Source organism: Acetobacter persici, assembly GCF_018256955.1.
Taxonomy (GTDB): Bacteria; Pseudomonadota; Alphaproteobacteria; order Acetobacterales; family Acetobacteraceae; genus Acetobacter; species Acetobacter persici.
Map to the genome: position 1 here is coordinate 82415 of NZ_JAERKU010000003.1, position 17559 is coordinate 99973.

Below are 17559 nucleotides of genomic sequence, written 5' to 3' on the forward strand. Positions count from 1 at the left end.
TATGATGTTCAGGCGGAAATTTCTGGCATGTGCGCCTGCGTTTACGGCGTTCCCGGCCTTTGCCGCGTCTGGAGCCCCGTCGGTTATTGCGGCCTATGAGAAGGCAACCGGAGGGCGTATCGGCGTGTATGCCTGCAATCTGGCAACCCGGCAGCGCCTGACATGGCGGGAAAATGAACGGTTTGCTCTGTGCAGCACGTTCAAGGTCTCCCTCGTGGCGCTGGTTCTTCAGCGCGTGGAGCAGGGAAAAGACAGGCTGGATGAGGCGGTGTCTTATACCAGGGCCGACATTGAGCGGGCGGTTTACGCCCCCGTGGCGCAGGCCAGCCTTGAAGCCGGTAAAATGTCCGTCCGCGCGCTTTGTCAGGCTGCGATTGAGCAGAGTGATAATGCGTGCGCCAATCTGCTTCTGGCCCGCGTGGGTGGGCCGGAAAATCTGACACGTTTCTGGCGGTCTCTGGGGGATCAGGCCACACGGCTGGATGACTGGGAGCCGGATCTCAACAGGGTTCCGCCGGGGAGTGTGCGCAATACCACAACGCCTGCCGCTATGGCGGGCGTTCTTGAGCATCTACTGTTCGGGGAGGTGTTGTCGGCGTCCTCCCGCCTGTTACTGACGGAATGGCTGAAAGGGTGCCAGACCGGGAGGAACCGCCTGCGCGCCGGTTTTCCTGCTGGTTGGGAGGTGGGTGATAAAACCGGGACTAATGGTCAGGACGCCGCAGGCGACTGTGCTGTTGCGTGGCCTTCATCCCGGACGCCGCTCATTGTTTGCGTGTACACACGAGGCGGGCATCCGGCGGAAGACCAGTTTCGGGCGGCGTTTGCCGGGATAGCCCGTCTGGCCGGACAGACTCTGGCGCAGAGTTCAACCAACTGAAGGGAGCGTAAACGGATGACCCTACTGTGCAGGCTTGCTGCGATCTCGGCACTTTTGATGGCTCCGGCTGTTGCCCATGCGCAGGCTGCGGATGATGGATTGCCGGAAACCGGTTCTAAAAACCCGTATAGCCCTCTGGATGTGCCGACAAAGCTGGCGCCGGAAAGCCGCTCCTTATCCGACCTTCTGACGGACGGATATGCCATCACGACGGCCAGCCATGTTGCAAAAGGCGAGATTTTTACCCTCAGAAAAGACCGGAAAACCATTCTGTGTGTGCTGACAGCCCCCTTCACGCAGTCTGACCAGAATGTTCCGACGTCACGCTGCTGGGCGCTGAATTAACAGGGCAATAAAAAGGCGCTCTGCCGTCAGACAGAACGCCTTTTTCAGCCTTTGAAAGGCCTGCCGGGCTTATAGCCGGCTGGCAGGCGGCAGGACCGTGTTCTGGCGCAGGGCCAGACCAAACTGGAGCCAGCCGATGCCGCTGGTAATCAGTTCCACACCGACAAAGGTACCAATCAGCCACAGGCCGGACCAGGGCAGGGTGAAATACAGGCACAGCCCCACCAGCAGGCTGATCAGCCCGCCCGCCAGCACAATGCCCCAGCCCGGCAGGCTGCGGTACTGGATGGCCATAATGCTGCGCATCACGCCCACGACTATAAAGCAGGCTGCGGCAAACAGGGTGATCATGACGGAGCCGGTTGCCGGTTCTTCAATAATCATACCGCCCGCCACAATATAAAGCAGGCCGAACAGCACGGAAAACAGCACGCCACCCCAGTCCCGCACGGCAAAGGCGTGGGCCACCTGAAGGGCGCCTGCAATAACCAGAAGGATTCCGATAAAAATTGTGCTGGCCAGCGTGACGGAAATGGCATCCACGCAGGCAATAAAGCCCAGCGCAATCAGCACAGCGCCCAGAGCGATAAAAAGCGCCCATTTTTTAGAAGATGGCATGGTGGTTATTCCTTGCTCCTGACCATGTTTCTGAAAATCATGGAATAATCTAAGGCAGAGAGGGCCTAAATACTATCGGTAAAGGCGCTCTTTTCCTGCATGGGAGAGGCTGTCTGCTGCTTTCTGCCCTAGCAGGCGTCCGGACTGAGTTGACAGAGGGCGGCTCTTTCCGTAATGGCTGCACCCATTGCCGGGAATGTGGACAGGACGGCCGATGCAGGTGGACAGATGCTCCCGCCTGCCGGTGATACGGACTGCGCCCGCTCTGATCCACGAGGGACGGAGACTACCGGCGCCATGATGCGGCACAGGCTGACTGTGCTGCATGCAGACAGAGAAGAGAAGAGCGCCTTATGAGCAAGCGCCTCGAGAGCAAATACAAGATTAACCGCCGCCTTGGCGTTAACCTGTGGGGCCGTGCGAAGTCTCCGGTTAACCGTCGTGAATACGGCCCGGGTCAGCATGGTCAGCGCCGTAAAGGCAAGCCCTCTGACTATTCCATTCAGCTGATGGCAAAGCAGAAGCTGAAGGGTTACTACGGTAACATCAGCGAAAAGCAGTTCCGTCGCTACTATCAGGAAGCCGTGCGTCGTAAGGGCGATACGTCTGAAAACCTGATCAACCTGCTTGAGCGTCGTCTGGATGCGGTGATCTACCGCATGAAATTCGCCATTACGCCGTTCGCAGCGCGTCAGTTCATCAGCCACGGCCACATTCTGGTCAACGGCCGTAAAGTCAACATCCCCTCATTCCTGGTGCGGGACGGTGACGTGATTGAAGTGCGTGAAAAGTCCAAGCAGCTTGCCATCGTTCTGGACTCCACCCAGACGGGTGAACGCGACGTTCCGGAATACATGGACGTTGATCACCGCCAGATGAAGGGCACGTTTGTCCGTGGTCCGAAGTTCGCTGATGTGCCGTATCCGGTGCAGATGGAACCGAACCTGGTGGTCGAATACTACTCTCGTTAATCGGCGCTTCGGCCCGATTTGTGCAGCGCCGGGTGGAGGGTTCCCCTCTCCATCCGGCGTTTGCCGTTTTAACCTGTCTCTTTTCCAGCCGGATTGCCTGTTATGTCTGAAACGCTCGCGACTGACCTCAGCACGGAAATTACCCGCCGCCGTACGTTTGCGATCATCTCGCATCCGGATGCTGGTAAAACCACGCTGACGGAACGTATTCTGCGGGCAGGCGGGGCCATCCAGCTTGCCGGAAATGTGCGGGCCAAGGGTGAGCGGCGGCGCACCCGGTCTGACTGGATGTCCATCGAGCGGGACCGCGGTATTTCCGTGGTCAGCTCGGTCATGACCTTTGAATATGGCGGGTGCATCTTCAATCTGCTGGATACGCCGGGCCATGAAGACTTCTCGGAAGATACTTACCGGACCCTGACGGCGGTCGACTCTGCCGTAATGGTGATTGACGCCGCAAAAGGCATTGAAGACCGGACGCGCAAGCTGTTTGAAATCTGCCGTCTGCGCGATATCCCCATTGTCACCTTCATCAACAAGATGGACCGTGAAGCGCAGGACCCGTTTGCCCTGCTGGATGAAATTGCGTCTGCCCTTGCTCTGGATACATCCCCCGCGACATGGCCGATTGGTCGTGCCGCCGGATTTGTGGGCACGTATGACCTGCGGACACAGGAAGTCCATACGCAGGAAAAGCTGGCGCAGTCCGACCCGCGTATGGTGCAGCTTGCGGAAGAGCTGGAACTGGCGGAAGCCGCCCTGCCGCCGTTTGACCGGGCCTCTTTTGACGCCGGGCATCTGACGCCGGTTTTCTTCGGGAGTGCGATGAAGGAAATTGGCGTGACCGACCTTCTGAACGCGTTGGTGGCCTTTGGGCCGTCTCCGCGGGATCAGGTGGCGGAAAGCCGCGCCGTCAAGGCTGATGAAGAAGAAATGACGGCGCTTGTCTTCAAAATTCAGGCCAATATGGACCCCAACCACCGGGATCGTATTGCTTTTGCCCGTATCTGTTCGGGCAAGCTGACGCGCGGGATGCGTCTGCGCCACAGCCGCACGGGCAAGAATTTTGCCGTGCATACGCCGCAGTTCTTTTTTGCGCGGGACCGTCAGTTGGCGGAAGAAGCCTTTGCGGGTGATGTTGTGGGTATCCCGAACCACGGCACGCTGCGTATTGGTGACACGCTGACCGAAAACGAAGATCTTAAATTTACCGGCGTGCCGCATTTTGCGCCGGAAATTCTGCGGCGCGTTCGGCTGAATGACGCCATGAAGGCCAAGAAGCTGAAACAGGCGCTGACGCAGCTTGCGGAGGAAGGGGTCGTGCAGCTCTTCAAACCGCAGGATGGCGCACAGCCGATTGTCGGTGTGGTGGGTACGCTCCAGCTTGACGTGCTTCAGGCGCGCCTGAAGGCGGAATATGGCGTGGAAATCGGGTTTGATGCCGTACAGTTTTCTCTGGCGCGCTGGGTGACAGGCCCGCGTGAGAAGATTGAGGCCTTTGCTATGGCAAACCGCTCAGCCATGGCGGACGATCTGGATGATGATCCGGTGTTCCTTGCAACATCGGCCTTCATGATGCGCCGCACGCAGGAGCAGAACCCGGATATCACCTTCCATGATATCAAGCAGATCGGGCTTGAGATTAAATAACCGGGTTGAATAACGGCACCGGGCGACCGGTGCCGGGTCTTCTCAGCGCTTTTCCGTCAGGCAGACGATAAAAGCGAGTGCGGGAAAAGCGGCTCCCAGTGCTGCCGCCAGTGGCCAGCCCCCGTGCGCATAAGCCCAGCTTCCAAGGGCTGAACCTGCGGCACCGCCCATAAAGAAAATCGCCATATAAAGCCCGTTGAGGCGGGCGCGGTTTTCTGCGGGGAGCACAAACAGCACGCGCTGCCCCAGCACCAGATTGGCAGTGGCCCCAAAGTCGATCAGAATCCCGGCCAGTGTCAGCACGCCGATAAAAAGACCATGCGGCACCGCAAGGCTTGCCAGAAAGGCGACCGACACCAGCGCCATGGCGGCAAGGCTTGCGGGCCATGTCCAGCCTTTATCGGCAATGCGCCCCGCGATGGGGGCGGCAACAGCGCCCGCAACACCGACAAACGCAAATAGCGCAATCTGACCCTGAGAAAACTGGAAAGGCGGGCTGGCCAGCAGCAGAGGAGTAACTGTCCAGAAAAGGCTGAAGGACCCAAACAGACAGGCATGATAAAAGGCGCGGCGTTGCAGGGCTTTTGTGGTGAGCAGCAGCGCAAGCATGGAACTGAGCAACGCGCCGTAATGGCTCTGTGTGGCGGGTTTGCGCTCAGGCAGCACACGCTGGAGCAGGACGGACAGCACCAGCATGATCCCGGCGGAGATCAGGAAAATGGTGTGCCATGAGGAAAATTCCGTCACGAAACTGGAAACCGGCCGGGCCAGCATGATGCCGAGCATCAGCCCGCTCATGACATTGCCAACCACGCGGCCTCTTATGGCCTCCGGGGCGAGACTGGCGGCAAGAGGCACCAGAATCTGCACCGCGACGGACAGAACGCCTACCAGACCAATGGCAAACAGGAAGGGGAGCGGGTGGTGTGAAAAAGGCAACGCCAGAAGAGCCAGCATGACAAGGCGCGTCATCCACACAATCAGGCTGCGGTTTTCCAGCAGGTCGGCCAGAGGGACAATCAGCAGCAGGCCGAGGCAGTAGCCAATCTGGGTGATGGTGACAATCAGGCCCGACTGGCTTTCCGGCATGGCAAGTGCGGCACTGATCGGCCCGGCCAGAGGCTGTGCGTAATAAAGATTTGCAACAATCAGCCCGCAGGCCGCGGCAATGACCCGGACCAGAGCAGGGCTGGGGCCAGCAATATGCTCAGGGCTGTCTGAGCTTTGAGAGCGTGAAGAGGTCTGGCGGGAAGTCATGAGCAGGTTGCCGCCAGCAGGGCGCGTGAGGTCGGTAGCAGGTCGGGGCGGTCAAGCCATTCTCTGACAGTCTGGCGCGGTACGAGCGCCAGCTGGTCATATTCCTGATTGGCGGATTGTTTCCAGCGCGCCTCGACCGCGCTGAACGACAGAGCCGTGCGCATGGGGATGCCAATATCCAGAATGCGTGTGCCGGGATGGCGGGCAATGAGGCAGGGTGGTCCAACGCTCAGGCTCTCGGTGGGCAGGCCGAGTTCTTCCTCGGCTTCTGCCAGAAGTTGCTCACCCAGATGCACGTCTGTGCTGTCGCCCCGGCGTTCAATACTGCCAGCAGGCGGGCTCTGCCAGAAATTGCCCTGATATAAGGAGGAGGGATGGCGGCGGCCCAGCACAAAGCCTTCCGGTGTTTCCAGCAGGCCGATCACGGCAAGCGGTTGCAGGCGCAGGTGCGGGAATAAGGCCGGATTTTTCATCTGGGCCAGAACAGCGCGGTATTCTGTCCAGTGGCCGGAAATTTCTGTACGGGTCACGCGGTCTGCGGAAAAAACGCAGCCGTTGAAAAGAGCCGGGGTTTTCAGGCAGGCGGCTGCCCAGATGCGGGTGATCTCAACCTCTGCGTCTGCCGTGTAACGCGGCGCATGGTCTGTGACCGAGATGATGCAGGACGGAGAAAGCCGGAGCAGGGGCCACTGGCCGGAAAAGCTTGGTATCATAGCGTTATGATACGCGCCGCAGCGGGACCTGTGTAAAGAAACGACGAGAGAAAACGCAGAAATGTCTCAAAAAAGCGGGAGGCGGCGCAAACCGCACTCCCGTTTTCTGAAAGAACTCAGACCAGCTGCTGTTTGAGAGCGGCGGTGAGATCTTTCGTCGTTGCGTTGCCGCCCAGATCCTTGGTGCGGAGGCCGCCATCCGTGATGACCTTTTTGATCGCAAGGTCAATCCGGTCTGCCAGATCCTGACGACCCACATGCTGGAGCATCATGACGGCAGCCAGCAGCAGGGCCAGCGGGTTGGCGATGCCCTGTCCGGCGATATCCGGTGCGGAGCCGTGAACGGCTTCAAACACAGCGGCTTTTTCACCAATGTTTGCGCCCGGAGCCATGCCCAGACCGCCAACAAGGCCAGCCGTAAGGTCAGACAGGATATCACCAAACAGGTTGGTGGTGACAATCACGTCAAACTGCCAGGGATTGATGACAAGCTGCATGGCGCAGGCATCGACAATCCGCTCATTAAAGGCAATGCGGCCTTTATATTCCTCAGCAACCTTGCGCCCTTCTTCAAGGAACAGGCCGGTCAGCAGTTTGAGGATGTTGGCTTTGTGGACAATCGTCACCGTCTTGCGGTTGTTTTTGAGCGCATACTCAAAAGCAAACTTTACAATGCGGCGGCATTCCGTGCGGGAGTTGAAGCCGCTGCTCAGGGCAATGCCCTTCGGGTCATCACCAACCGGAATGTAGTGTTCCATGGCGGCGTAGTAGCCTTCAAGATTTTCACGGAACAGGACCAGATCAATCTTGTCGAACTTGCCACCGGGGACAATCGTCTTGGTGGGGCGCAGGTTGGCAAACAGCCCGAATTCCTGACGCAGCGTGACGTTGATGGATTTGAAGCCGCCACCAACCGGTGTGGTCAGCGGGCCTTTCAGAGCAAGGCCGGTGCGGCGGATGCTCTCAATGGTCTGTTTGGGCAGCGGGTCATTCACCGCATCGACACCGGCCATGCCGGCAAGCTGGCGGTCCCATTCGAACGGGGCGCCAACGGCATCAAGAATTTCGGTAACCGAGTCAACAATCTCAGGGCCGATCCCATCACCGGCGATAAGAGTAGTGGGGATGGTTTTGCTGTCTGTCGTCATTCTGGAAGCTCCCTTCACTTCGCAACTTTTCTGCTCTTCTTCCGTCCGGCAGGCGATTCCCAATTGCGTGACCAGTTGCGAAAAAACCTGCCTCTCACGCCCTCTTGAGGGGCGCGCAGGCGGTTTTCAGCCAGTTTCTGGCCTCTTCCGGCAGGTGAGGGCCGATCTGCTCCATGATTTGCGCATGGTAGGCATCCAGAATCTGACAGTCTTCCTCGCCCAGAACCGCCGTATCGATCAGCCTGCGGTCAAACGGGGCCAGAGTCAGCGTCTCAAACGCATAACCGGGGCGGTTCTCACCGTCCTTTTCATGCACCAGCACGAGTGTTTCCAGCCGGATGCCATAAGCGCCGGGTTCATAATAGCCGGGCTCGTTGGACAGAATCATGCCGTCCTGCAGCGTGATGGCGGACGGGTTTTTGGAAATCCGCGCCGGACCTTCATGCACCGAGAGAAAGCTGCCTACGCCGTGGCCTGTCCCGTGGTCATAATCCAGACCGGCCTGCCACAGATCATACCGGGCCAGCGCATCCAGCGCATGGCCCGTGGTGCCAGCGGGGAAGCGGGCGCGGCCAAGGCGCAGATTGCCGCGCAGGACGCGGGTAAAGGTTTCCTTCAGGCGGGCAGGGGCGGCATCCGGGCCGGTCCAGACGGTGCGGGTTACATCCGTCGTGCCTTCCGGATACTGGCCGCCGCTATCAATCAGATAGACTTCATTGGCGTTCAGAACCCGGTCACTCTCCGGGGTAACGCGATAATGGATCACCGCGCCATTCGGCCCCGCGCCGGAAATGGCGGGGAAGGATTCGCCGCGATAGTCAGCGCCTTCTGCCCGGAAGGCATCCAGCCGGGTGGCGGCCTGAAGCTCGGTCGTGCCGCGGGCCTCTTCCGTATCCAGCCAGTGCAGGAAGCGGCACAGGGCAATGCCGTCTTTCAGGTGCGCCTTGCGGGTGCCTGCCTGTTCGGTGGCGTTTTTGCGGGCTTTGGGCAGCAGGCACGGGTCCGGGCTGTCCTGCACCGTGGCGCCGTGGCGGGTCAGGGTCTGGGTGAACCAGACGGCATTGCTTGCCGGGTCCACGCCAACGGTCTTGCCGCTGAGTGTCGCCAGTACGCTGTCCAGCGTCTCGGGTTCATGCACGCGTACGTCTGGCCCCAGCCAGTCCTTTACGTCTGCCGGAAGTTTACTGGCCTGAAGGAACAGGTCCACAGAGGCATCGGCATGCAGCACGGCGAATGCCAGAACAACGGGAGTGCAGGGGATGTCCGTTCCCCGGATGTTCAGCAGCCACGCGACAGAGGCCGAATCGCTCAGCACAGCGGCGGCCTGCCCGGATTCTGCCAGAGCCTGCCCCAGACGGGTCCGTTTATCCTGTGAGGATTCGCCCGCATAAACCAGCGGGTGAATGGTGGCGGGGTCTGCCGGGAAGGCGGGGCGATCTGTCCAGAGGACATCCGTCAGATTGCCGTCGGTAGGGACCAGGGTGATGCCATCCAGCGTCGTGAAAGGCCGCAGTTCCGCGCTGCTCATGATCCGCGCATCATAGCCGATACGGGCGGCTTTCGGGGCCTTGCTGGCAAGCCACGCGCTGGGCGGTGTCTGATAGATATGCTGGCGTTCCCAGCAGGAGCCATCTACCTGCTGATCCATCTGGGTGATGTAGCGGCCATCCGAGAATACGGCTGCGGAGTCCGCCAGAACAACGGCCATGCCTGCGCTGCCGCTGAAGCCCGTCAGCCATTCCAGACGTTCAGCGCAGGGCGGGGTATATTCTCCCAGAAATTCATCACTATGGGGAATAATCAGCCCATCCAGCCCGTGCTGTTGCAGGAGGGTGCGCAGAGCGGCGAGGCGGGAGGCGGAAGCGGACGGCATGGCGGACCTTTAAAGACGATCTTGGAAAAAATATGCGGACTAAAAAAGCCTGCATGAGGACATGCAGGCCGGGTTTTCAGGGCTTGGGGGTATAAGGGCGACGCAGGACCAGTGTGGCCCAGTCACCCTCTGTAAAGGTGTGTTCCAGTATCAGTCCGAGCCTGCGGTGTGCGGCCAGCACCATCCGGATTTGGGTGCGGAGCAGCCCTGCCAGAATGACCGTACCGCCGGGAGCCAGATTGTGGGCCAGATCTTTGGCCATCAGGCAGAGCGGGCGGGCCAGAATGTTGGCAAACACCAGATCATACGGAGCATTGTGGCGGATTTCCGGGGTTTTCCAGCCGTTGCCCAGACGGCAGGTGAGCGCACGCCCCAGCCCGTTGCGCTCCGCATTCTGCGCGGCCACGCGCACGGACCAGGGTTCAATATCAACCGCCAGAACCTTTTTGTGCAGCAGGGCTGCGGCGGCCATGGCCAGAATGCCGGAGCCACAGCCAAGGTCCAGAATGTTACGGGGTTTGCGGTAGGCAATCCGTTCCAGCGCGCGCAGGCAGCCACGGGTGGACCCATGTTCGCCAGAGCCAAAAGCCACACCGGCATCCAGCGTCAGGGCGATGCGGGTGGGGTGTTTAACATCCGGCAGGTGGGTGCCGCGGATAACAAACCGCTGCCCGACATCCTGCTCGGGGAAGGATTCATAGGTGCGGGCCAGCCAGCCTTCGGCCTCTGTCGCATCCCGCTCCAGCGCAGCGTTCACGCCGGTGGTCAGTTGCGCCAGCACGAGGGCGGCGGCCAGTTCATCCTCACGGTGCCCGGCGTCTTTCACACCTTCCACACGCCACAGCGTGCCTTCCGGGTTGGCTTCAAAAATACCAACCGTGGTGCAGACACTGCCAATCGCGTTTTCAAACGCTTCTACGGCAGGTTCCGGAACGGTGACCGCAACCGTTTCCAGAGCGGTGGCGTGACGACGGGGAGCAACGGCCATTAAAGTTTCTCTAAAAAGGAGGAGAGGAGGTGTTTGATACCGACGCCTTCAAACGCGACATCAACATGATGGTGATCGGCTGAGACAATAATGCCCTCCCCAAAGCGGGGGTGGCGCACATGCTCACCGAGCTGGAACGTAGGGGTGTTTCCGGCCAGCGGGTCCCGGCGTCTGCGGGTTACCAGAGGGGCGCCGCCTGCAAAGACGGACTCCGTGGCCCGCAGCCCGCGGAGGGAGGCATCGCGCTCTTCCTGCCGGATAATATGGTCGTCCGGCAGTTCATCCAGAAAGCGGCTGGGCATAGAATCCTGCCAGTTGGCGTAAATGCGTCGCCGGGCCGCGTGGAAAATCATGGCGTGTTTGCGTGCGCGGGTAATGCCCACATAGGCAAGCCGCCGTTCTTCCTCCAGCCCGGAATTGCCGCCTTCATCCAGCGTGCGCTGGGAGGGGAAAACCCCTTCTTCCCAGCCCGGCAGGAAAACGACATCAAACTCCAGCCCTTTGGCGCCGTGCAGGGTCATGAGCGAGATGCGGGCATCTCCAGCGTTTTCATCATGCTCCATGACCAGCGCGACATGTTCCAGAAACTCGCCCAGCGTGCCGAAATCGGCCAGAGCACGGACCAGTTCCTTCAGGTTTTCCAGCCGTCCGGGAGCTTCGGGCGAGGTATCGGCCTGCCACATGGCCAGATAACCGCTTTCTTCCAGCAGGTGCTCGATGGCCACCACATGGCCTTCCCGCGCCAGAATATCGCGCGTGGTGTCCAGTGCGGTCATGAGAGCCTGAACCTGATCGCCCACTTTCCCCTTCAGCACTTTTTCCGCCAGCAGGATTTTGGTTGCTCCCGTCAGAGGAACCTGACGGCTGCGGGCTGCGGCATGCAGCTTTTGCACCCCGGCGGGCCCCATGCCGCGTTTGGGGGTGTTGAGAATGCGTTCAAACGCCAGATCATCCGCAGGCTGGTTCAGCACGCGCATATAGGCCAGTGCATCGCGGATTTCAGCGCGTTCATAAAAGCGCACACCGCCGACAATGCGGTAGGGCACGCCACTCTGCACCAGCTTTTCTTCAAACGCGCGGGTCTGGAACCCGGCGCGGACCAGAATGGCCATTTCCGCCAGAGAGTGGCCGTCACGCTGCATTTTCTCGGCCATGGCGCAGACATCCCGCGCTTCATGGTCAGAATCGCCGACCCCGACGACGAGGACTTTTTCGCCGTCAGAATCTTCCCGGCCTGAGCGCAGGGTTTTGCCCAGCCGTTCATCATTATGCGCAATCAGCCCGGCGGCTGCGCCCAGAATATGGCGGGTAGAGCGGTAATTGCGTTCCAGCCGGACAATCTCTGCGCCGGGGAAATCCTTTTCAAACCGCAGAATGTTGCCGACCTGCGCCCCGCGCCAGGAATAGATGGACTGGTCATCATCCCCTACGCAGCAGATATTGGCGGGCTCACCGGGGCGCAGGGCGAGCAGACGCAGCCAGAGATACTGGACCGTGTTGGTGTCCTGATATTCATCCACGAGAATATAGCGGAACAGGCGCTGGTACTGCGCCTGCACATCAGGCCGCGTGCGCAGGATTTCCGTAACATGGAGCATGAGGTCCCCAAAGTCACAGGCGTTCAGCTGGATCAGCCGCTCCTGATAGGCGCGGTAAATGGCGCGGCAATGGCCGTCCGCAAAATCGGAATCCTCGGAATCCGTCACGCGCTCCGGTGTCAGTCCCCGGTCTTTCCAGCGCTGGATAACGCCCAGAATACCGGGGGCGGGCCAGCGTTTGGTATCAATCTGGAAGGGCGCGATAAGCTGCTTGAGCAGGCGAAGCTGATCATCCGTATCCAGAATGGTGAAGCTGCTTGTCAGCCCCACATAATCCGCATGGCGGCGCAGCATGCGTGCGCACAGAGCATGAAAGGTGCCCAGCCATAACCCTTCCGCCGGGCTGCCGAGCAGGAGAGAGACACGTTCCCGCATCTCCTTGGCGGCCTTATTGGTGAAGGTGACGGCCAGAATCTGCCAGGGTTTGGCCCGGTCTGTCAGCAGGATATGGGCAAAACGTGTTGTCAGCACCCGTGTTTTGCCTGTGCCTGCACCGGCCAGAACCAGCAGTGGGCCGTCAGTGGTCTCAATCGCCGCGCGTTGTTCGGGGTTCAGGCGCGCGAGATAGGACTCGCCTTGGCCTGATGATGATGAAAAAAGCGCGGAGGAAGGGTTTTCGGACATATTCACTTTGCCCTTATATCGTCTTGAAAGCCTGAGGCCAATCGGAGCAGTGGCATGGTATCCTCTGAAAGAGGAGAAAAACCGAGCAGTTTTGAAAGCGGGGAAGGGGGTGTCCCTTTTTCGTCCACCGGGCCTGCGGGGCACCGGCAGCGGATGCGCGTACGGGTGCTGAGTGCCGGTGCGGCCTCTCTGGCTGATTATGAACTGCTGGAAATGCTTCTGTTTCCGGGGGTGCCCCGGCGGGATACCAAACCTTTGGCCAAGGCGCTGATCAATCAGTTTGGGTCTCTGGCGGCGGTGCTGGAAGCCCCGGCCGAGGCTCTGAAAGCCGCCGGGGCAACGCGCAACAATGCTGCTCTGCTGGGGCTGGTGCCGCTGGCGGCAGACAGGCTTGGCGCGCCAGAGGAGCCGGTGCGCTCTGACCTTGGAAGCTGGGATAAGCTTCTGGCCTATTGTGCCGCGCATCTGGCAACGGCTGAGGCAGGGTCTCTGCATCTTCTGTTTCTGGATAGCCGGAACCATTTGCTGGCCGACGAAGTACTGCCGACTGAGAGCCCGGCGATGCGTGGGGAAGGGGGTGAGACCTTCCCGGTACCGCAGGTTGTCTCAGCCATTATGCAGCGCGCGCTGGCGTTGCATGCCTGTTCCCTGATTACTGTCAGGCTGGCCGGGGCCGACGTGCAGCCGGACCGCCAGCTTTTGCATGATGGGGCCCTTGTGCAGGCTTTGTTGCAGGCAGCGCCTTTGCTGGCTGTCACCATGCATGACCATGTGGTGCTGAAAGGCCGCCGGTGGCGCAGTTTCCGGCATCTGGAACAGCAGGCATGGTGAGTCGGCTTCCTAAAAGCAAAGGGCGGCAGTCCCGGTCGGAACTGGCGGATATTGCCGGGTTCAGGCTTCAGGCCGAGACGGTGCCGGAGCGGCCACCGTTGCCTGACCTGCCGTTTTTTCCGGGGCTTTCGGACTCACAGGTTTCGGCTGCTCTGCCGGATGATCACACAGTTCTGACGCAGCTTATTACGCTGACTGCGCCCAAACACCCGTCTGCGGACATGTGGGCGACGTCTCTGCTGGGTCAGTTCGGGTCTCTGGCGGCGCTCCTGTCTGCGCCGGATCAGGCGATGCTTGCAGCCGTTGGGCAGACCCCGGCGCTCCGGGTTACGCTGCGTCTTGTGCAGGAAGCCGCGGTGCGGTTGCACAAAGCGCGCCTTAGCCGTGCCGGAGTGCTGGCGGACAGGGCGCAGCTCAGGGCGTATCTGAGTGCGGTGCTGGCGCATGAGCGTGTTGAGCAGGTGCGGGTGTTATTTCTGGATGCCGCGCACCGCCTGCTGGCGGATGAAATGCTGGGGCGCGGCACGGTAGACCACACCCCCATTTACCCAAGAGAAGTCATGCGGCGGGCGCTGGAACTTGAAGCGCGTCTTCTGGTGCTGGTCCATAACCATCCCAGCGGGGACCCTTCACCCTCGCAGGATGATATCCTCATGACGCAGCGGATTACGCAGGCGGCCAGCCTTCTGGGCGTGACGGTCTGGGACCATATTATTATCGGCAGTGGTCGCCTGTGCAGCCTGAAAGAAGACGGATTTTTCTAAAGCCGCCGTTTTGAGGCGGCGGCTTTGCGCCTTAGTGGTCGTTGTCTTCCGTTTCCGGCTTGTCTGCCAGAGGGCCAAGGGCGTCCTGAACTCCCAGAGCTCCGGGCAGGCTGCCATAGGGGAACAGGATATTCACATGCCCCATCTTGCGGCCCGCGCGGGCTTCCGCCTTGCCGTACAGATGCGGGATATGGCCGGGGGTCGCGAGAATATCCGGCCAGAGCGCCATATCATCCGGGCCGACAAGATTTTTCATCACGGCGTCAGAATGGCGCAGGGCCGGAGGCAGGGGCAGGCCAGCCACGGCGCGGATATGCATGTCAAACTGGTCCGCCGGGCAGGCATCCATGGTCCAGTGGCCGGAATTATGCGGGCGCGGGGCAATTTCATTCACCAGCAGAGTGCCTGTCCGGTCAATAAACATCTCAACGCCGAGAATACCGATCAGGTCCAGTTTTTCGGCAATGGCAGTGGCAAGGGCCTGAGCCCGCTGTGCGGTTTCTTCCTGCACGGGGGCAGGGGCAAGTGTGAGGTCCAGAATACCATCCCGGTGATAATTGAGGCCCGGTGCAAAGCAGCGTGTTGTGCCGTCCGTGCCGCGCACAACCATCACGCTGATTTCACACGCGAAATCCACCATACCTTCCGCCACCAGCGGATGCGGGGCGAGGGAAGCAAAGGCCGCTTCCAGCTGGGGGGCCTCATACACGCGGGCCTGCCCTTTCCCGTCATACCCGTTGCGGGTGGTTTTCAGGATGAACGGGAAGCCAAGCGTTTCCGCTGCGGCATGCAGAGAGGCGTGGTCCGTGACAGCCATCCACGGGGCTAGCGGGATATCCGCGTCTGACAAAAAGGTTTTTTCTGCCAGACGGTCCTGACTGGTGCGCAGAATGGCACCGGAGGGGCGAACCGGGCAGTGCTGTGCGAGGCAGTCCAGCGCATCGGCACTGATATTTTCAAACTCGAACGTGATCACATCGACCGCGCGGGCGAAGGCGTCCAGCGCCTTGTGATCATCATACGCGCCGAGTGTGACCTGATGCGCAACCTGCGCTGCCGGGCCATGCGGGTCCTGCGTGAGAATATGTGCGCGGAAGCCAAGTTTGGCGGCAGCAACAGCCGACATGCGGCCCAGTTGCCCCCCCCCAACAATGCCGATCACGGCGTTGGGCGCAAGAGGGGCGGCGGAAGGCGAACGGGAAGAAGAAGCAGGCATCAGTCGTTTTCAGAAATCGGGGTATTGGCAACGGACGCGGTTTGCAGAGCGCGCCATGTATCCAGTTTTGCAGCCAGTTCCGGGTCCTGCAGGGCGAGGATGGAGGTGGCGAGAAGTGCTGCATTTTTGGCGCCGGACGCGCCGATAGCCAGTGTGCCAACGGGTACGCCGCCGGGCATCTGTACAATGGAGAGCAGGCTGTCCATGCCTTTCAGGGCACGGGATTCTACGGGCACGCCCAGCACGGGCAGGCGGGTCCATGCGGCGCACATGCCCGGCAGATGGGCAGCCCCCCCCGCACCGGCAATAATAACGGACAGGCCACGGTCTGCGGCGGTTTTGGCATAATCCGACAGACGGTCCGGCGTGCGGTGGGCGGAGACAATCAGAGTTTCATGGGGGATACCCATCTCTGTCAGGATGGCATCCGCATGGCGCATGGTCTCCCAGTCCGACTGACTGCCCATGATAATGCCAACCTTAGGGGTAAGGCTGGCGTCCTGAGATGGGGCGGTTGGCAGGGGGGCAGTTTCGCTCACGATGATGCACGATCCGGTCTGTGGAAAAAATGGTCACGCAATATCGTCGGGGATCAGTTCGCTTTCAAGCCATGTTATCCGGTCGCGGAGCAGTAATTTGCGTTTTTTCAGCCTCTGGAGATGCAACTGGTCTGTCAGGATCGTGCCGTCGGTCAGCCGGGTGATGATGGTATCAAGATCACGATGTTCACTGCGGAGTTCATGGAGCTGGCCGAGGAGTGAATCGCGGTCTTTCAGCATTTTAGTCTCTCTCCTGCGTGGCATGAGGACTCTGTGTGAACGGGGTTTTTCAGAGTCTGCCAGAGTTTTCTAAGTCTAGTTTTGCGCATGCGCGAGGCGGAGACCAGCGGCAAAAGAAGAAAATTTAGATATGCGATTATCGCATACCGAAAATGCCTGAAGTGTGAAAAAAACATGAAAAAACACGCGGAGAGTGCGTTACCGTGAGGTGTCATCAACCGAATGGAGGCAGTCAATGACCTACCAGTCTAGGATTGAGAGTCTTAAATCCCGCCACTCACGGATCGATAAACAGATCTCCTCGGAAGGCGGGCGGCCCAGACCGGATGAACGTGTTTTGATGTGTCTCAAATTGCAGAAGTTGCGGCTCAAGGAAGAAATTGAGCGCCTGTCTGCCTGACAGAGCCCAGTCCCCCTGTCTCCCGGCCCTATGGGCGGGCAGCTGGGACTAAATCGTCTCTTTTTAATCAGAGAGACTGACTGAAACCTGCCAGAAACTGGCAAAAAATAAGGCACTGGCGGACGCAGCGTGCGCCAGTGCCGTGGAGAGATTACTCTCCGCTCTTCTCCTGTTCCATCACATCCATTGGCGGCGGCTGCGGAATTTCCAGCCCTTCACGCTCAAGGCGCGTGGTGGCGGCGTTCACAGCAGCATTCAGGTCCATCTGGCTGCACAGGCCGATGGTCACAGGGTCACGCGGCTTGATGTTGGGCGTGTTCCAGTGCTGCTTGTCACGCACTTTGGCAATGGTGTCCTTCGTGGTGCCCAGCAGCTTGACAATCTGCAGGTCGTTCAGCTGCGGGAAGTTACGCAGCAGGAAGGCAATCCCGTCCGGACGGTCATGGCGTTTGGCGACCGGCGTATAGCGTGCGCCTTTTGAGCGGCGCTTGACTGGATTATTGGTGGGCAGAATTTTCAGCCGGGCGTCAGGGTCAGCCTCGCAGCGGCTGATTTCTTCCTGCTTAAGCTGGTGGTTGGCAACGGGGTCATACCCGACAATCCCCTGAGCAACCTCACCATCGGCAATAGCCTGCACTTCAAGCGGGTGCATCCCGCAGAACTCAGCAATCTGAGTAAAGCTCAGGGCGGTTTTTTCAATCAGCCACACGGCGGTGGCCTTGGGCATCAGCGGTAAGGTCGTCATTGCTTCCATCCTGTCGTCGGGCGGCGCTTGCGCAGGCACCGGAGAAACTGACGGTCCGGAAACCATTCCGAAGGCCCGCGTGCCTGCCGGCGCGCATCTGTGGCGACGATATGGGGGGAGCGTCCCTCACAGGTCAAGCGACAAATGCGCTCTTATAAA

General features: G+C 60.0%; 19 protein-coding genes. 8 read left to right on the forward strand and 11 right to left on the reverse strand.

Going from position 1 to position 17559, the window contains the following annotated elements; all coding sequences use genetic code 11:
• Position 1: 1 nt before the first annotated feature.
• Together bla and JK199_RS04770 are read left to right on the forward strand one after the other, a co-directional pair.
• Positions 2-880: a class A beta-lactamase gene (bla, locus tag JK199_RS04765; protein WP_244984915.1), complete on the forward strand. Its 879-nt coding sequence runs from the start codon at positions 2-4 to the stop codon at positions 878-880.
• 15 nt (positions 881-895) lie between these two features.
• On the forward strand, positions 896-1225 hold the full coding sequence (locus tag JK199_RS04770; RefSeq protein WP_212353705.1) for a hypothetical protein: 330 nt from the start codon (positions 896-898) through the stop codon (positions 1223-1225).
• Positions 1226-1294: 69 nt separating this feature from the next.
• Here the strand turns inward: JK199_RS04770 and JK199_RS04775 are convergent, their stop codons facing one another.
• Entirely contained in the window at positions 1295-1843 is a 549-nt protein-coding gene (locus JK199_RS04775) for an HdeD family acid-resistance protein (RefSeq protein WP_077930058.1), read from the reverse strand.
• Positions 1844-2017: 174 nt separating this feature from the next.
• On the opposite strand from JK199_RS04775, the gene JK199_RS04780 reads away from it, so the two are divergent.
• The 3 genes from JK199_RS04780 (at position 2018) to JK199_RS04790 (ending at position 4464) form a co-directional block, all read left to right on the forward strand.
• A complete protein-coding gene (locus JK199_RS04780) occupies positions 2018-2200 on the forward strand; it encodes a hypothetical protein (protein WP_025825472.1) in 183 nt (60 codons plus the stop codon).
• Positions 2197-2814 carry a 30S ribosomal protein S4 gene (gene rpsD, locus JK199_RS04785; RefSeq protein ID WP_025825471.1) on the forward strand — a complete coding sequence of 206 codons (618 nt, stop codon included), beginning with the start codon at positions 2197-2199 and terminating at the stop codon, positions 2812-2814. The genes JK199_RS04780 and rpsD overlap by 4 nt, the downstream gene beginning before the upstream one ends.
• Positions 2815-2916: 102 nt before the next feature.
• Positions 2917-4464 carry a peptide chain release factor 3 gene (locus JK199_RS04790; RefSeq protein WP_212374203.1) on the forward strand — a complete coding sequence of 516 codons (1548 nt, stop codon included), beginning with the start codon at positions 2917-2919 and terminating at the stop codon, positions 4462-4464.
• Positions 4465-4506: 42 nt separating this feature from the next.
• On the opposite strand, the gene JK199_RS04795 is transcribed toward JK199_RS04790, so the two are convergent.
• The 6 genes from JK199_RS04795 to JK199_RS04820 form a co-directional block, all read right to left on the reverse strand.
• Positions 4507-5721, reverse strand: a complete 1215-nt coding sequence (locus JK199_RS04795) for an MFS transporter (protein WP_212374205.1) — start codon at positions 5719-5721, stop codon at positions 4507-4509.
• Complete coding sequence (locus tag JK199_RS04800; RefSeq protein ID WP_212374207.1) at positions 5718-6434, reverse strand: NUDIX hydrolase; 717 nt, start codon at positions 6432-6434, stop codon at positions 5718-5720. Before JK199_RS04800 ends, JK199_RS04795 begins: the two co-directional genes overlap by 4 nt.
• 116 nt (positions 6435-6550) lie before the next feature.
• Positions 6551-7582 (reverse strand): isocitrate/isopropylmalate dehydrogenase family protein, encoded by a 1032-nt coding sequence (locus JK199_RS04805; protein WP_212374209.1) that lies wholly within the window; start codon positions 7580-7582, stop codon positions 6551-6553.
• A gap of 94 nt (positions 7583-7676) precedes the next feature.
• Positions 7677-9455, reverse strand: coding sequence for an aminopeptidase P family protein (locus JK199_RS04810; protein WP_212374211.1), 1779 nt, complete (start codon positions 9453-9455; stop codon positions 7677-7679).
• Positions 9456-9531: 76 nt separating this feature from the next.
• A complete protein-coding gene (locus JK199_RS04815; RefSeq protein ID WP_212374213.1) occupies positions 9532-10443 on the reverse strand; it encodes a 50S ribosomal protein L11 methyltransferase in 912 nt (303 codons plus the stop codon).
• Positions 10443-12665 (reverse strand): ATP-dependent helicase, encoded by a 2223-nt coding sequence (locus JK199_RS04820; RefSeq protein WP_212374215.1) that lies wholly within the window; start codon positions 12663-12665, stop codon positions 10443-10445. Before JK199_RS04820 ends, JK199_RS04815 begins: the two co-directional genes overlap by 1 nt.
• Before the next feature lie 54 nt (positions 12666-12719).
• On the opposite strand from JK199_RS04820, the gene JK199_RS04825 reads away from it, so the two are divergent.
• The gene (locus JK199_RS04825) at positions 12720-13496 is read left to right on the forward strand and encodes a JAB domain-containing protein (RefSeq protein WP_212374217.1); all 777 of its coding nucleotides are present in this window, start codon (positions 12720-12722) and stop codon (positions 13494-13496) included.
• Positions 13490-14260 (forward strand): JAB domain-containing protein, encoded by a 771-nt coding sequence (locus JK199_RS04830; protein WP_212374219.1) that lies wholly within the window; start codon positions 13490-13492, stop codon positions 14258-14260. The genes JK199_RS04825 and JK199_RS04830 overlap by 7 nt, the downstream gene beginning before the upstream one ends.
• Positions 14261-14291: 31 nt before the next feature.
• Here JK199_RS04830 and JK199_RS04835 read toward each other — a convergent pair whose 3' ends face one another.
• The 3 genes from JK199_RS04835 to JK199_RS04845 are packed head-to-tail and all read right to left on the reverse strand — an operon-like array spanning position 14292 to position 16255.
• Entirely contained in the window at positions 14292-15476 is a 1185-nt protein-coding gene (locus tag JK199_RS04835) for a 5-(carboxyamino)imidazole ribonucleotide synthase (RefSeq protein ID WP_212374221.1), read from the reverse strand.
• Entirely contained in the window at positions 15476-16015 is a 540-nt protein-coding gene (gene purE / locus JK199_RS04840; protein ID WP_212374223.1) for a 5-(carboxyamino)imidazole ribonucleotide mutase, read from the reverse strand. The genes JK199_RS04835 and purE overlap by 1 nt, the downstream gene beginning before the upstream one ends.
• Positions 16016-16048: 33 nt before the next feature.
• Entirely contained in the window at positions 16049-16255 is a 207-nt protein-coding gene (locus JK199_RS04845) for a YdcH family protein (RefSeq protein ID WP_025828137.1), read from the reverse strand.
• A 235-nt stretch (positions 16256-16490) separates the two neighbouring features.
• Here JK199_RS04845 and JK199_RS04850 point away from each other — a divergent pair, with 235 nt between their 5' ends.
• Positions 16491-16655 carry a YdcH family protein gene (locus JK199_RS04850; RefSeq protein WP_077930046.1) on the forward strand — a complete coding sequence of 55 codons (165 nt, stop codon included), beginning with the start codon at positions 16491-16493 and terminating at the stop codon, positions 16653-16655.
• 151 nt (positions 16656-16806) lie between these two features.
• Here the strand turns inward: JK199_RS04850 and JK199_RS04855 are convergent, their stop codons facing one another.
• A complete protein-coding gene (locus JK199_RS04855) occupies positions 16807-17400 on the reverse strand; it encodes a DUF1013 domain-containing protein (protein ID WP_212374225.1) in 594 nt (197 codons plus the stop codon).
• Between the last annotated feature and the right edge of the window lie 159 nt (positions 17401-17559).

Excerpts from the sequence above, each read along its gene's own strand:
- bla (WP_244984915.1), top strand. The coding sequence starts at position 2 with ATGATGTTCAGGCGGAAATTTCTGGCATGTGCGCCTGCGTTTACGGCG.
- JK199_RS04770 (WP_212353705.1), top strand. The coding sequence starts at position 896 with ATGACCCTACTGTGCAGGCTTGCTGCGATCTCGGCACTTTTGATGGCT.
- JK199_RS04775 (WP_077930058.1), bottom strand. The coding sequence starts at position 1,843 with ATGCCATCTTCTAAAAAATGGGCGCTTTTTATCGCTCTGGGCGCTGTG.
- JK199_RS04780 (WP_025825472.1), top strand. The coding sequence starts at position 2,018 with ATGGCTGCACCCATTGCCGGGAATGTGGACAGGACGGCCGATGCAGGT.
- rpsD (WP_025825471.1), top strand. The coding sequence starts at position 2,197 with ATGAGCAAGCGCCTCGAGAGCAAATACAAGATTAACCGCCGCCTTGGC.
- JK199_RS04790 (WP_212374203.1), top strand. The coding sequence starts at position 2,917 with ATGTCTGAAACGCTCGCGACTGACCTCAGCACGGAAATTACCCGCCGC.
- JK199_RS04795 (WP_212374205.1), bottom strand. The coding sequence starts at position 5,721 with ATGACTTCCCGCCAGACCTCTTCACGCTCTCAAAGCTCAGACAGCCCT.
- JK199_RS04800 (WP_212374207.1), bottom strand. The coding sequence starts at position 6,434 with ATGATACCAAGCTTTTCCGGCCAGTGGCCCCTGCTCCGGCTTTCTCCG.
- JK199_RS04805 (WP_212374209.1), bottom strand. The coding sequence starts at position 7,582 with ATGACGACAGACAGCAAAACCATCCCCACTACTCTTATCGCCGGTGAT.
- JK199_RS04810 (WP_212374211.1), bottom strand. The coding sequence starts at position 9,455 with ATGCCGTCCGCTTCCGCCTCCCGCCTCGCCGCTCTGCGCACCCTCCTG.
- JK199_RS04815 (WP_212374213.1), bottom strand. The coding sequence starts at position 10,443 with ATGGCCGTTGCTCCCCGTCGTCACGCCACCGCTCTGGAAACGGTTGCG.
- JK199_RS04820 (WP_212374215.1), bottom strand. The coding sequence starts at position 12,665 with ATGTCCGAAAACCCTTCCTCCGCGCTTTTTTCATCATCATCAGGCCAA.
- JK199_RS04825 (WP_212374217.1), top strand. The coding sequence starts at position 12,720 with ATGGTATCCTCTGAAAGAGGAGAAAAACCGAGCAGTTTTGAAAGCGGG.
- JK199_RS04830 (WP_212374219.1), top strand. The coding sequence starts at position 13,490 with ATGGTGAGTCGGCTTCCTAAAAGCAAAGGGCGGCAGTCCCGGTCGGAA.
- JK199_RS04835 (WP_212374221.1), bottom strand. The coding sequence starts at position 15,476 with ATGCCTGCTTCTTCTTCCCGTTCGCCTTCCGCCGCCCCTCTTGCGCCC.
- JK199_RS04845 (WP_025828137.1), bottom strand. The coding sequence starts at position 16,255 with ATGCTGAAAGACCGCGATTCACTCCTCGGCCAGCTCCATGAACTCCGC.
- JK199_RS04850 (WP_077930046.1), top strand. The coding sequence starts at position 16,491 with ATGACCTACCAGTCTAGGATTGAGAGTCTTAAATCCCGCCACTCACGG.
- JK199_RS04855 (WP_212374225.1), bottom strand. The coding sequence starts at position 17,400 with ATGACGACCTTACCGCTGATGCCCAAGGCCACCGCCGTGTGGCTGATT.